This window comes from Citrobacter sp. Cf118 (assembly GCF_030334095.1).
Lineage (GTDB): Bacteria > Pseudomonadota > Gammaproteobacteria > Enterobacterales > Enterobacteriaceae > Citrobacter > Citrobacter freundii.
The window spans coordinates 1-13,737 of sequence record NZ_JAOWES010000071.1; the positions used below are offsets into that span (position 1 = coordinate 1).

Consider the following 13,737-nt stretch of genomic DNA (forward strand, 5'->3'; position numbering starts at 1 on the left):
TGACCTGCCCCCACGATTAGATACAACACTCAGTTAGTAACGTCGGAATCTTCATTCTCAGAATGACCCTTTCTCCAGCCCGCTGCAAATTCAGACGGTGTCTGATAATTCAGCGTGGAGTGCGGGCGGCATTCGTTATAATCCTGCCGCCAGTCATTAATAATTTTCCTGGCATGAACGATATCGCTGAACCAGTGCTCATTCAAACATTCATCGCGAAATCGTCCGTTAAAGCTCTCAATAAATCCGTTCTGCGTTGGCTTGCCCGGCTGGATTAAGCGCAACTCAACACCATGCTCAAAGGCCCATTGATCCAGTGCACGGCAAGTGAACTCCGGCCCCTGGTCAGTTCTTATCGTCGCCGGATAGCCTCGAAACAGTGCAATGCTGTCCAGAATACGCGTGACCTGAACGCCTGAAATCCCAAAGGCAACAGTGACCGTCAGGCATTCCTTTGTGAAATCATCGACGCAGGTAAGACACTTGATCCTGCGACCGGTGGAAAGTGCGTCCATGACGAAATCCATCGACCAGGTCAGATTGGGCGCCGCCGGACGGAGCAGCGGCAGACGTTCTGTTGCCAGCCCTTTACGACGTCTTCTGCGTTTTACGCCCAGGCCACTGAGGTGATAAAGCCGGTACACGCGCTTATGATTAACATGAAGCCCTTCACGGCGCAGCAACTGCCAAATACGACGGTAGCCAAAACGCCTGCGCTCCAGTGCCAGCTCAGTGATGCGCCCTGATAAATGCGCATCAGCAGCCGGACGGTGAGCCTCATAGCGGCAGGTCGACAGGGATAAACCTGTAAGCCTGCAGGCACGACGTTGCGACAGACCGGTCGCATCACACATCAACATCACGGCTTCCCGCTTCTGGTCTGTCGTCAGTACTTTCGCCCAAGAGCCACCTGAAGCGCCTCTTTATCCAGCATGGCTTCGGCAAGCAGCTTCTTGAGTCTGGTGTTCTCTTCCTCAAGCGACTTCAGGCGCTTAACTTCAGGCACCTCCATACCGCCATACTTCTTACGCCAGGTGTAAAACGTGGCATCGGAAATGGCATGCTTGCGGCAGAGTTCACGGGCGGGTACCCCAGCTTCGGCTTCGGCTTCGCGGAGAATACTGATGATCTGTTCGTCGGAAAAACGCTTCTTCATGGGGATGTCCTCATGTGGCTTATGAAGACATTACTAACATCGGGGTGTACTAATCAACGGGGAGCAGGTCACGGGAACCAATTGCTGAAGAGGCGTATTCATTGAACCGGTTGCTGAAGAGCAGAAAGCGATACCGTCTTTTACCAGCAAAAAGGCCCGCACATTCAGGCTAAACGCGGCGCTGGAAGTGAGTTGAGCTGAAGCTTGCGAGCAGGTGTCTTTTACCAGAGGTTGTAGTGTGTTGGTGGTGGTTTCAAGGTCAGCGAAGAAACTTTCAATATAGTTTTGTATGTTAGACGTTAGCGTGTCGTACTTTGCGTTTCGTTGATGCCATGACATAAAAAACTGCAGTGAGCTGACGAGTAACGCGACGACTATCCCCGTTATAACGCAGGTGAGCAGGAGTTTCCGATCGGAAGAAGAGGAGCGCCTTAACATAGTTCCTTATGTTTACCTGAAGTAACCACTTATCCTGTATGAATATAACCTGAAATGACTCATGTTGTGAGATTTTTCTTAGTCACAAGGGCAAAGCAAAAAAAAGCACCGCCGTAGCAGTGCTTTTTTATATGTCTCATCAGGATAGCCAAGGGATAGCTGCCAAACGAAATTAACTGCGGCTCAAAACCCGGCGAGCTTCGTTGTAACGTTTTTTCCAGTAAGGCTCGTTCATGCTGGAAATGATAACGCCACTGCTGGTCGAGGCATGTACGAACTGGTTGTTGCCGATATAAATACCGACGTGTCGGCCAGTAGAGCCAGCACGGAACAGAACCAGATCGCCTGTACGCAGATTAGTGCGCGAAACGGATTTACCCGTTTCCTGTTGTTCATAGGTTGAGCGAGGAAGCTCTAAACCAAATTGCTCACGAAACGTACGCTGTACGAAGCTTGAACAATCAATGCCTTTTTTGGTGCTGCCGCCAAGGCGGTAACGCACGCCTTTCCAGTCAGCATATTGGTCCATAATACGTGATTTAACATCGATATTACGTACCATATTTTCAAATTCATCCTGAGAGGCTTGCAGTGAAGAGTTATCTCCATTGCCCACAGCATGCGTCTCAGAATGCATATTCCTGGCGGTGTTCGTTGTGCTACATGCAGAAAGCAGAACCGCAACTGCTATCGCGGGTATGCCCCGCAAGATATATCTCAAAATCGGTTGAGATTTGACCATTTTGTTTGTTTTCCCTTGAAGTCCTTAACGATAAATATCGTTATAAAAAATGCCAAACGTGACGAGACTAATTACCATCGCACGATGAGACAATTCCTTAAGGTCAAATCTGTGGCAGAACGCACAAATTTATTCTGAAAGGGAATAATTATCCCGCGAGGCAAAACGTGTTCGAGATTACCCGATCGTTCCGGTCAATGCGAGTGATTTTACGTGATTTCTTATAAGAAAAATTGATACAGAAAGTGAATAAACGGCATTGTCTAAATTAAGAACAATCAGGGTAAAAAATACGCAACTTACTCATTTTAAACATGAATAAGATGACAGGAGAATGACAATCAGAATGATGAAATATTGCCAGGCATCATCAGGGAATCAGAAGTATCCCTGATGATGTTAATTACTCTGCGTTATTTGTTTAAAAATTGTTTGTTTTTGCCGGGTAGATAATTCACGAACAGAGTGACTAAGCGGTCGCTTAATGGCGTCATTAGCCACCAGGGAAGGCCAATCAGGACCACCGTCATGGAACCAACCACGATATCGGTGAGCCAGTGGGCGCCAATCATTACGCGTGGGAAGGCAAAAACCACAGCGATAATAAGGCCGATTATTCCTGCGACTTTTCCGAAATAACGCAGCATGAATGCGGAAAAAATAAGCAACATCATGCCGTGATCGCCAGGAAAACTGTCTTTCGACGCATCTTTGGTCGGAATATGCAGCAGTTCACTGACGCGATAAATATTATCCAGCATCAGAGTTGGGCTGGCACGTTTAACGGGAATAAGCGCCTGGCCCAGCTGATTTAATATCACTGCGGTAAGCAGCATAACCAAACCGATAGCCACAATGCGTCGGCGACCTTCCGATGTCTCTTTGAGCCAAAAGTGCAGCATCAATGCGCCCATTGCCAGCAATGAGCAGCCATCAAATGCCCGGTTATTGGTTATAGCAACAACCCATAAGAACAGCGGGCTTTCCACCAGTTTATGGTTAAAGAAGCGGAAAACGCCCGTATCCAGTGAAGACCAGAACCCATGCCCGGCTGGAATATACCAGGACAGAAACAGTGCCAGGCCCACAATATTAAGCAGGAGGATTAGAGGGTATCGGGTTTTCATCGTCGTTTACCATTGCTAAAAAACGAAGGCAACCTTACGCGCTAGCGCCTAAACGAAGTCTCAACAATGCGCTCTGTAGCGCATTCCAGTCGGTCTCGGTATCGGAAATAAGTTCAATACGGCTATCCGGCGGCGCGACGTTTTGCGTCTCTATATGCCAGTCGTCTCCCTGGCGGTTAATGCGTACCAGTCCTTCTTTAATACGCATTACCCCCTTCACACGTCCAACAGGAGCGAGACGAGACCATTCCAGCAGACCGATAGTATCGAACACCGTATCGGCGTCAAAAATCCAACCGCAGGCCTGATGGCCCTGTCCGCTGTTCAGGCTACGACGCCAGCGCTGCTGTGCGGGTAGGCTCAACGCTGCCAGCCCCTTTTTGTCGGCATGACTATGGGCGTGCTCCGCGCTTGCAGGAAGCTCTGCCAGGTTTAGCCGGGGCAAATCCAGTAGCTGTCCGTCAATTTGTCCATGGTCGGCATGAACTAACTGGCGATTACCTCCATAGTGTTGCCACCAGCTTTGTAGGGCGTTTTCGCTTTCCGTCGTGGCACGGTCGGTTTTGTTGGCAACAATGATATCTGCGGCGGCCAGCTGGTCGCGGAAATTGTCATTGGCGACGCTTTTTTCATCCAGTAACAGCCGCGGGTCAAGAATACAGAGGGTCGCACGCAGATCGATCCACGGTTCGTAAACCGGTGCGGTGAGTAAATCCAGAATCTGTTTAGGGTGGCCGAGGCCGGTGGGTTCAATGAGCAGACGGTCAGGTTTTCCCTGACGTAGCAGCGTATTGAGACCAACCTGCATCGGCAGACCGTTAATGCAGCACATACAGCCGCCGGGGATCTCTTTTAACAGCGCACCGCTGTTAGCCAGTAGCGCGCCATCAATGCCAACTTCGCCAAACTCATTAACCAGCACGGCCCACTTCTCAGCAGGATCTTTGTTTGCCAATAAATGAAGAATAGAGGTGGTTTTGCCACTGCCGAGAAAACCGGTGATGAGATTGGTTTTAGTCACATTTACTCCAGAATCATAAATTACCGTAATGGCATTTAACAATCCTGGCGAAAAACGGTGAAAAAGAGAAGGGGTGAGAGGACGAAGACGCGCTTCGTCCTGTTTAATGGCAGAAATCGTTAACTTTTTAACGTATCAATGACAGCCTGATGCGCACCGTATTGGGCAATGCGTTGCCAGGCCTGCTGAATGGCCGCGACAAACTGCGGATTCTGGACGAGATCGGTAGCGAAAATTTCGCGCAGCGAAAGCAGGGCGCTGACACGTTCTGATTCAGTACTCTGTTTAACCAGAGCGGCAATTTTCTCACTTAGTGGGTCACGAATATCAATTGCTGCGCCTGAGTCATCCACGCCGCTCACATAACGCATCCAGCCTGCGACACCGAGCGCCAGCAATGGCCACTCACTTTGGCGGGCTAAATGTACGCGGATCCCTTCCAACATGCGCTGGGGTAATTTCTGGCTACCATCCATCGCGATTTGCCAGGTTTTATGTTTCAACGCTGGGTTGGCAAAACGCTCCAACAGGCTTAGGGCATACTGGTCTAAATCAACGTTGGTAATTTGCAGCGTAGGCGCCTGTTCGTTGAGCATCAGCCGGTAAGCGGCTTCACGAAATGCGCTGTCCTGCATGCAGTCGCTGATGTGCTGGAACCCGGCCAGATAACCGAGATAAGCCAGAAACGAATGACTGCCGTTCAGCATCCGCAGTTTCATTTGTTCCCACGGCAAGACGTTTTCGACCATCTGGACGCCCGCCGTTTCCCATTGTGGGCGGCCACACACAAAATTATCTTCAATCACCCACTGGATAAACGGTTCGCAGCTGATTGCGCAAGGATCGGCAACGCCCAGCTCGCGGGCGATTTCAGCCAGTGACTCTTCGGTAGCGGCAGGAACAATGCGATCCACCATGGTACCCGGGAAGCTGACATGCTCCTGAATCCAGGTTGCCAGTTCTGGTGAACGTTTTTCCGCCATTCCCAGTACGGCGTTTTTTACCACATGACCATTGTCCGGGATATTATCGCAAGAGAGGACGGTAAACGGCTGTAGGCCGCGTTCACGTCGGCGGTGTAGCGCTTCAACAATAATTCCGGGGACAGAGTGCGGTTCAGTCGGTGTTTGCAGATCGTGAGCAATACGTGGATTGCTGAGGTCTAACGAGCCTGTAGCCGGATCGATGCAGTAGCCTTTTTCCGTAATGGTTAACGAGACAATAGCCACCTGAGGCTCGCAGAATTTTTCAATAATAGCCGCCAGTGAATCCAGCCTGGCGTTGAGACATTCGTTGACGGAGCCGATAACAATCGGTTGGTTGCCGTTGGCCCCTTTCTCCAGCACGGTAAATAAATGATCCTGTTCGCGCAGTTGGCTCATCAGGCGATCGCCGCTGAACAGACTGATCTCACAAATACCCCAGTCTCCACCCTGCGCATTCAGCACCCTGTCGGTGAGTAACGCCTGATGGGCGCGGTGAAAAGCACCGAAACCAAAATGTACAATCCGCGTTTTTAATTGCTGGCGGTCGTACTGCGGCATCATGACATTTTCCGCCAGTGGCGCTGAGGCAATAGTTTTCATTAAATACACCTGATTAACCATTAATTAACAATGGCAGTATAAAGTTATATGACAATAAATTGAATTGGTGTGCCTCATTTATCCGGGGAGTGTGAGCTTGATCAACCAATCATCGGCAATGTGTTGATCATCTAACGGATGCCTGTATGGTAGTCGTCATTAAGGTGATTTAATTTGGTATAACAACTTGTGAGGTAAAACAATGGAACAAACCTGGCGTTGGTACGGACCTAACGATCCGGTATCGCTTGATGATGTGCGTCAGGCTGGCGCAACGGGTGTTGTAACCGCCTTGCACCATATTCCTAACGGTGAAGTGTGGCCGGTAGAAGAAATTCAACAGCGTCAGGCCATTCTGGCTGAAAAAGGGCTGACCTGGTCGGTGGTGGAAAGTATCCCTGTCCACGAAGATATCAAAACGCGTTCAGGTCAATATCAAACGTGGATTGCCAACTATCAGCAGAGTATCCGTAATCTGGCGACCTGCGGTATCGATACCGTGTGCTATAACTTCATGCCGATCCTCGACTGGACGCGTACCGACCTCGAATATCAGCTGCCGGATGGTTCCAAAGCGCTGCGTTTTGACCAGATTGCCTTTGCGGCTTTCGAGCTGCACATTCTGCAACGCCCGGGAGCTGAAGCGGATTATACCGACGAAGAACAACGCCAGGCGCTGGACTACTTCAATGCCATGAGCGATGCAGAAATTGAAAAGCTGACACGCAATATCATTGCTGGCCTGCCTGGTGCAGAAGAGGGCTATACGCTGGATCAGTTTCGTGCGCGCCTTGCTGAATATGACGGCATCAGTAAAGACGATCTGCGCGAAAATATGGCGGTATTCCTGCGGGCGATTGTGCCAGTGGCAGAAGAAGTCGGCGTGCGTCTGGCCGTGCATCCTGACGATCCGCCGCGCCCGATCCTCGGTCTGCCGCGTATCGTTTCGACTATCGAAGATATGCAGTGGCTGAAAGAAACCGTCGACAGTATTAATAATGGTTTCACCATGTGTACCGGTTCTTACGGCGTGCGCGCTGATAACGATCTGGTGAAAATGATCGAAACCTTTGGCGATCGTATCCACTTCACGCACCTGCGCTCGACCTGTCGTGAAGATAACCCGAAAACGTTCCACGAAGGTGCGCACCTGCAGGGTGATGTGGATATGGTATCGGTGGTGGCTGCCATTTTGAGCGAAGAGCAGCGGCGTAAAAAGGCGGGCGACCTGCGTCCTATCCCGATGCGTCCGGATCATGGACACCAGATGCTTGACGATCTGCACAAGAAAACCAATCCGGGCTACTCGGCGATTGGTCGCCTGAAAGGACTGGCAGAAGTCCGCGGCGTTGAGCTGGCGCTGAAACAAACGCAGTTCCGCGACCTGCTGTAAGTCTAACAACAGGGATTGCGCTACAGGTGCAATCCCTGTTATTCATCAAGGCTGCGCGAGCGCCTGCTCCAGCACTGTCAGCACTTTATTGATCTGCTGTATCTGCAATCCACCAAAACCAAAAAACATAACAGCATCGCTGTTTTCTTTGCGCCATGCGGCTTCTGATCCATTTTCTATATCCGGCAGAGTGTCGAAACGGATCCCAGCCAACAGGCAGCTTTGTTGCAACCTGGCGATGAATTCGGTATGTCTGGCAATGCGTAACGAGAGGTGCAGACCTGCCGTTGCGCCAGCGATTTTCCCTTCGGGAAACAGAGTGGACAGGCCATCGCGTAACAGAATGAGGCGCGTCGCATAGCTGCAGGCCAGCTTGCTGATATGCGTATAAAAAACCTGATTTTGCATCAGTTCGGCTAAAAATTGTTGCAACAACCACTGACTGCCGTTGTTATTGAGCGCTTTCATATTCTGTACCGCCGGAAGCAGTTCATCAGGGCAAATAAGATAGCCAAGCCGTGCGCCTGGCCCCAGCGTTTTAGAAAATGTCCCCATATAGATAACCCGGTTGTGATAATCCATGGCTTTCAGCGCGGGAAGGGGATTGTCCCCATAGGTAAAAACGGCATCGTAATCGTCTTCAATGATGTAAGCGCCGACGCGTTGCGCCCACGTTAATAATGACTGACGGCGCTCCAGCGAAAGCACACTTCCCATCGGATACTGATGAGCTGGAGTAACATAACAAAGCTGGGTTTCATACTCGGGTAAATTATCTGTTTGCAGCCCGTGGTTATCTACGGCAATTGACGTAATGTCTGCACCGTAATAATTAAAGAGATGCCATGCGCCAGAATAACAAGGGGATTCGGTCACAATATGGCACTTTTTTTGCTGACTGACAGCATGATGAATAATAAATATTTGGCTGAGTAGTGATAATCCTTCCTGAATCCCGTTGGTAATGATGATGTTCTCTGCTCGGGTATTAATTCCGCGGGATAAATTAAGGTATCTGACCAGTTGCTCACGTAGTGAAAATAATCCATTTGGTGAATGATACCGGGTAAATAATTGTTCTTTAAGTATGCTTGGAGCATTATTCCATTTCCGCCAGCTTGACCAGGGAAAAGCGTTGGGGTCGGGGACGCCCATCCGGCAGTAGCACTCTCGTCCAGGCTCGGCGTAAACATCGGTAGAGACCCCGGCAGCTTTAGGTTTTACCGGTGGAGAGCCTTGGGTCACGGGCACATGAGTTGGGGTTATACGTACAGGCGTGGTGAATATCACTTCATAGCCAATGCCGTGTCGGCTCTTGATTAACCCAGCCGCCATCAGCTTATCATAGGCCATCACTACCGTTATTTTAGCAACGTGCAATACCTGAGCCTGCTCGCGAATAGAGGGGAGTTTGTCTCCACAAAGCAAATCACCCTGCTGAATTGCCTGGAAATAAAATTGAAATATCTGCAGTTGCAGCGGAGTACGGCTTTCTCTATTGAGCGTCAGTGTTAGCATAAGAAATTCCTTATTTACAGATGGTCACTATATTACTAATTTCTGATCTTTACTATTTGACTCACCTCATAGAGTGGCTGCTGTTCCTATAATCTGCTTTCGCTGTCTCTATTTTTGATTTTTATTATCCCTTAGCGTGTCGCTATTAAAAAATGGAGGCAAGCATGTCGTGGATAAGAAAGAACGCATTGTGGTGCGCATTCGTCGGGGCGGTAGTAATGGCCTTGGCTATTTGGGGAACGTGGCAAGGCGTTCATTACACCAGTACCACCGAATTTTGTTTATCGTGTCACTCGATGCGCACGGCTGGAGAGGAATATAAAACCAGCGTGCATTTTCGCAACGCGTCTGGCGTGTGGGCTGAGTGTAAGGATTGTCATATTCCACCGGGCGTTGTTCCAACGCTTATTCGTAAAACTGAAGCCTTAAACGATCTCTATCACACCTTTATTTCTCCTTCTATCGACACTCCGGAAAAGTTTGCTGCCAAACGCTCGGAGCTGGCCCAACGGGAGTGGGCGCGCATGAGCGCGAATAATTCAGCGGCGTGTAAATCCTGCCATAGCTATGAGGCCATGGATCATGGCAAGCAATCGGCAAATGCGGCGGCGCAAATGACCGCGGCGGCAGCAAAAGACAGTAACTGTATCGATTGCCACAAAGGAATAGCCCATCACAAACCCGATATGAGCAGCGGTTTTCGCGATCGCTTTAAGCAGCTACAGCGTCAGGGAGATACGCCAACGGATGCGTCCACACTGTTCTCATTAAGCGAAAAATCATTGGCGGCAACGGCAGAAAGTCCGGCAGGGAAGGCGCTGTTATTTCCCGCCACCGAGGCCAAGGTGCTGAAAAAAGAAGGCAGTAACGTCCAGCTCGAAATTACGGGCTGGCGTGAAAGCAAAGGGCGTGGACGGGTGATCACCCAGTATATGGGGAAACGCGTTTTCTCCGCCGTGCTCGATGAGCCCCTGATGGCGAACGTAAAAGTGCTACAAACCCAGGTCGATCCTGATTCACATCAGGAATGGCAGCAGGTGAGCGTCACCGCCTGGACCACCGATCAGGACTTTATCAGCACACTTGCGCCAATCTGGGAGTACTCAGATCAAATGCTGCAATCCACCTGTAGCGCCTGTCATAGCACTCCTCCTACGACCCGATATACCGCTAATGGCTGGATCGCTGGATTGAAAGCCATGTCGACCTATTACCGGCTTAATCCGGTGGAGGAACGTACGTTGTTGAAATACCTCCAGACCCACGCCAGCGATGTGTCTGACACCAACAAAAAGTAAGGATAATGTATGGATATTCATGACTTTAATCCGTCCCGCCGCCGTTTTCTCAGCGGTATGTTGGCGGTGGGTGCTGCCAGCGCACTGGCGCCTAATCCGCTGATATCAAAAGTGTGGGCGGCGGGGGAAAATCCCGAACAGTGGATTCAATCAGGTTCGCACTATGGCGCTTTTGAAGCCAAAGTGGTCAACGGTGAGTGGACCGAAACCCGTCCGTTCAAACATGACAAATATCCCTGCGATATGCTGAACGCGGTGCGTGAAGTGGTCTACAACCCGTCGCGGGTGCGCTACCCGATGGTGCGTCTGGACTGGCTGCTTAAACGTGAGAAGTCGGATCGCAGCCAGCGCGGAGATAACCGTTTTGTACGGGTCAGTTGGGATCAGGCGCTGGATTTGTTTTACGAAGAGCTGGAGCGGGTGCAAAAAAACTATGGTTCATCAGGCGTATTTACCGGGCTTGCTGACTGGCAAATGGTAGGCAAATACCATAAAGCGGGCGGGGCGATGGACCGGGGACTTGGCCTGCATGGTAGCTATGTGACAACTGTCGGCGACTATTCTGCGGCGGCGGCCCAGGTCATTTTACCGCATGTGATTGGTTCACTGGAAGTTTATGAGCAGCAGACGTCACTCCCGCTGGTGATTCAAAACAGCAATACCATCGTGTTGTGGGGCTGCGATCCGATCAAGAACTTGCAGATCGAGTTTTTGGTTCCCGATCACGATGCGTTTGGCTACTGGCAGCAGATTAAAGAGGCGGTAGCGCAGAATAAGATGCGCGTTATCAGCGTTGATCCAGTGCGTAGCAAATCTCAAAACTATCTTGGCTGCGAGCAATTGGCGTTGCGGCCACAAACCGACGTCGCGTTAATGCTGGCACTGGCGCATACCCTGTACGAAGAAAAACTGTACGACACGGCGTTTATTACCGATTACACCGTCGGCTTTGAACAGTTTTTACCGTACCTGCTGGGCGAGAGTGATAAACAGCCGAAAAATGCCGAATGGGCGGCAGAAATCTGTGGGCTGACAGCAGAGCAGATCCGAGACTTCGCCCGCCTGTTGGTGAAAGGCCGGACACAGTTTATGGGCGGTTGGTGCGTACAACGCATGCACCACGGTGAGCAGTATCCGTGGATGCTGGTGGTACTGGCCAGCATGGTCGGTCAAATTGGTTTGCCCGGCGGCGGGGTCGGATTTGGCTGGCACTATAACGGCGGTGGGACGGTAACATCGACCGGGCCAGTGCTCTCTGGGCTGGGGAGTATTACTAATCCCCCGCAGGCGAAGTACAAAGCGGATTTTCGCGGCGCATCGGAGCATATCCCCACTTCGCGTATCGTTGACTGCCTGCTTGCGCCAGGCAACAAGATTGCCTTCAACGGTGAGACGTTAACGTATCCTGACATCAAAATGGCGATCTACAGTGCGGCCAATCCATTCCACGCCCAGCAGGACAGGAACCGTATGATTGAGGCATGGAAGAAGCTGGAAACCGTGGTGGTGTTAGATCACCAATGGACCGCGTCGTGCCGTTTTGCCGATATCGTTCTGCCTGTGACTACCCGTTTTGAACGTAACGATATTGAGCAGTTTGGCACGCATTCGAATAAAGGGCTGATGGCGCTGCATCAGATTGTTAAACCGCAATACGAAGCGCGGCATGATTTTGACATCTTTGCCGGGCTGTGTAAGCGATTTGATAAGGAAGCGGTGTACCGCGAAAACCGGAATGAAATGCAGTGGATACAGGCTCTTTATGACGAAGGTGTGAAGATGGGGGCGTCGCTCGGTGTTACCTTACCGGACTTCACAACGTTCTGGCAGGGTGACGGATATATTGAATATCCGCCGGGTCAGCCGTGGGTACGTCACGGCGAGTTTCGTGAGCAGCCAGACCTGAATCCGCTGGGAACGCCGTCAGGTCTTATTGAAATCTATAGCAAAACCATCGCGGGTTTTGCCTATGATGATTGTCCGGGGCATCCGGTATGGATGGAACCCTTTGAGCGTACCCATAGCGGCAAAAAAGATAAATACCCGCTGCATTTGCAATCCTGCCATCCAGATAAACGTCTGCATTCCCAGTTGTGCTCAAGCGAGGCGTTTCGTAACACCTATGCAGTTGCCGGAAGAGAGCCGCTTTATATCAGCGAACAGGATGCCACCACTCGTGGCTTAAAAGCCGGTGATATCGCCCGCGTTTTTAACGCTCGTGGTCAGGTACTGGCTGGCGTGGTAATCAGTCCGGATTTTACCCCTGGCGTGGTCCGTATTCATGAAGGCGCGTGGTACTCCCCGCAGGAAGGGGGGAAAGCCGGGACATTATGCACCTATGGCGACCCGAACGTGCTGAGTGCGGATATCGGTACTTCACAGCTGGCCCAGGGGCCTTCAGCACATACCGTGCTGGTGGAGGTCGAGCGTTATCAGCAGAAAGCCCCGCAGGTGACGGCTTTCGGTGGTCCGCAGATTGTGAAAGAGGAGGGGACCAGTGCAGCATAATCAAATTCATCAGCAGCGGGCGGCTGTGTACCAGTGGTTTTCGCAACTGTTATTTCGTGAGCTGGATGAAAAACAGCTCGCCAGTCTGGAAAATGGCAATAGCCAGGCATGGATTGCCTCACTCGAGGCGATCCCCGGATTATCTGCCAATGTTAAACGTTTTGAGCGTACCCTGGGCCGGGTTCTGCGGCGCGACTCCCGACAGCTGGAGCTGGCCGCAGATTTTGCCTCGTTGTTTCTGCTGGCCCCGCCGGCTAGTGTTTCTCCCTATGCGGGGCACTATCCACACACGACGGCGGCAGAAGAACGTCTGCAAATGAATGTGCTGCTGGTTGAGCAAGGGCTGGCGGCTCGGGAGAATGAACCCTCCGATCATATTGCCGTACAATTGGCATTAATGGCGAGGATGGTTGCTAAAGAGGAGAAATTCTCCGCGCAGTATTACTTTTTGCATCATCATATTCTGTGCTGGGCACCGTTATTTCGCGACGCTTGTCTGGTGCGGGATAACGAGGGGTTTTATCCTCAGGCGGTTAATCTGATAGTGCGTTTTATGCAAGAGGATGAACAGTATCTGGAGTCGCTGCTGATGGATGATTTTTATTTCAGCAGTCAGCGCTAAAAATGACAAAGGGACAGCCTGCGCTGTAATGCCAGTCAGTAAAGCATTATGGAGAATATTTGATTGCGGCATAGGGTTCCGTTCACCTCAGTGGAGTCATTTCTCTGAAACGCCGTTACCCGTGAACGTGCAAGGGAGGCTCACCGCCGCCTCCCTTGCATCCCAGGCTCCCGGCGGGAAAATCGTCGCTGCGCGAGTTATTCGTCTTATGCCGTCTGCCTGTCGGGTCGGTGCCGAGCCTGCATCCTTGCAGGCCGTCCCCTCTGCCCGCATCCCTGCGGGCAGCCCCGGTCAGCCGTCAACGCCTCATCGATTTTCAGCCGGACCG

Annotated in this window: 10 protein-coding genes and 2 pseudogenes; 5 read left to right on the top strand and 7 right to left on the bottom strand. The window is 51.1% G+C overall.

Annotation, left to right across the window (positions count from 1 at the left end; genetic code table 11):
• Positions 1-29: 29 nt before the first annotated feature.
• The 6 genes and pseudogenes from OGX67_RS08070 to OGX67_RS08095 form a co-directional block, all read right to left on the bottom strand.
• Positions 30-1,156 (bottom strand): IS3-like element ISSen4 family transposase gene (locus tag OGX67_RS08070; protein WP_286525769.1). Its coding sequence is split into 2 segments (ribosomal slippage): positions 30-892 and positions 892-1,156, totalling 1,128 coding nucleotides; the frame shifts between segments, so codons are not numbered across the junction.
• A 72-nt stretch (positions 1,157-1,228) separates the two neighbouring features.
• Positions 1,229-1,594: pseudogene (locus OGX67_RS08075) on the bottom strand (CSS-motif domain-containing protein); the annotation flags it as partial.
• 172 nt (positions 1,595-1,766) lie between these two features.
• Positions 1,767-2,336, bottom strand: a complete 570-nt coding sequence (gene mepS, locus OGX67_RS08080) for a bifunctional murein DD-endopeptidase/murein LD-carboxypeptidase (RefSeq protein ID WP_003027474.1) — start codon at positions 2,334-2,336, stop codon at positions 1,767-1,769.
• 413 nt (positions 2,337-2,749) lie between these two features.
• Complete coding sequence (locus tag OGX67_RS08085) at positions 2,750-3,463, bottom strand: phosphatase PAP2 family protein (protein WP_003840063.1); 714 nt, start codon at positions 3,461-3,463, stop codon at positions 2,750-2,752.
• A 34-nt stretch (positions 3,464-3,497) separates the two neighbouring features.
• Entirely contained in the window at positions 3,498-4,484 is a 987-nt protein-coding gene (locus tag OGX67_RS08090) for a CobW family GTP-binding protein (protein ID WP_257651496.1), read from the bottom strand.
• A gap of 119 nt (positions 4,485-4,603) precedes the next feature.
• On the bottom strand, positions 4,604-6,070 hold the full coding sequence (locus OGX67_RS08095) for a mannitol dehydrogenase family protein (protein WP_071697057.1): 1,467 nt from the start codon (positions 6,068-6,070) through the stop codon (positions 4,604-4,606).
• 202 nt (positions 6,071-6,272) lie between these two features.
• On the opposite strand from OGX67_RS08095, the gene uxuA reads away from it, so the two are divergent.
• On the top strand, positions 6,273-7,463 hold the full coding sequence (gene uxuA / locus OGX67_RS08100) for a mannonate dehydratase (protein ID WP_003845159.1): 1,191 nt from the start codon (positions 6,273-6,275) through the stop codon (positions 7,461-7,463).
• 45 nt (positions 7,464-7,508) lie between these two features.
• On the opposite strand, the gene pdxR is transcribed toward uxuA, so the two are convergent.
• Positions 7,509-8,981: a MocR-like pyridoxine biosynthesis transcription factor PdxR gene (pdxR, locus tag OGX67_RS08105; RefSeq protein WP_257651495.1), complete on the bottom strand. Its 1,473-nt coding sequence runs from the start codon at positions 8,979-8,981 to the stop codon at positions 7,509-7,511.
• A 164-nt stretch (positions 8,982-9,145) separates the two neighbouring features.
• Between pdxR and torC the strand changes: the two genes are divergently transcribed.
• From torC to OGX67_RS08125, 4 genes and pseudogenes are all read left to right on the top strand, one after another.
• Positions 9,146-10,279: a pentaheme c-type cytochrome TorC gene (gene torC / locus OGX67_RS08110; RefSeq protein WP_286526316.1), complete on the top strand. Its 1,134-nt coding sequence runs from the start codon at positions 9,146-9,148 to the stop codon at positions 10,277-10,279.
• A gap of 9 nt (positions 10,280-10,288) precedes the next feature.
• Positions 10,289-12,787, top strand: coding sequence for a trimethylamine-N-oxide reductase TorA (torA, locus tag OGX67_RS08115; protein ID WP_257651493.1), 2,499 nt, complete (start codon positions 10,289-10,291; stop codon positions 12,785-12,787).
• A complete protein-coding gene (torD, locus tag OGX67_RS08120) occupies positions 12,777-13,409 on the top strand; it encodes a molecular chaperone TorD (RefSeq protein WP_003027453.1) in 633 nt (210 codons plus the stop codon). The genes torA and torD overlap by 11 nt, the downstream gene beginning before the upstream one ends.
• A gap of 28 nt (positions 13,410-13,437) precedes the next feature.
• Positions 13,438-13,737 (top strand): annotated as a pseudogene (locus OGX67_RS08125) (hypothetical protein); the annotation flags it as partial.

What these genes read in the sequence shown, in the direction of transcription:
- mepS (WP_003027474.1), bottom strand. Translation starts at nt 2,336, where the DNA reads ATGGTCAAATCTCAACCGATTTTGAGATATATCTTGCGGGGCATACCC.
- OGX67_RS08085 (WP_003840063.1), bottom strand. Translation starts at nt 3,463, where the DNA reads ATGAAAACCCGATACCCTCTAATCCTCCTGCTTAATATTGTGGGCCTG.
- OGX67_RS08095 (WP_071697057.1), bottom strand. Translation starts at nt 6,070, where the DNA reads ATGAAAACTATTGCCTCAGCGCCACTGGCGGAAAATGTCATGATGCCG.
- uxuA (WP_003845159.1), top strand. Translation starts at nt 6,273, where the DNA reads ATGGAACAAACCTGGCGTTGGTACGGACCTAACGATCCGGTATCGCTT.
- pdxR (WP_257651495.1), bottom strand. Translation starts at nt 8,981, where the DNA reads ATGCTAACACTGACGCTCAATAGAGAAAGCCGTACTCCGCTGCAACTG.
- torC (WP_286526316.1), top strand. Translation starts at nt 9,146, where the DNA reads ATGTCGTGGATAAGAAAGAACGCATTGTGGTGCGCATTCGTCGGGGCG.
- torA (WP_257651493.1), top strand. Translation starts at nt 10,289, where the DNA reads ATGGATATTCATGACTTTAATCCGTCCCGCCGCCGTTTTCTCAGCGGT.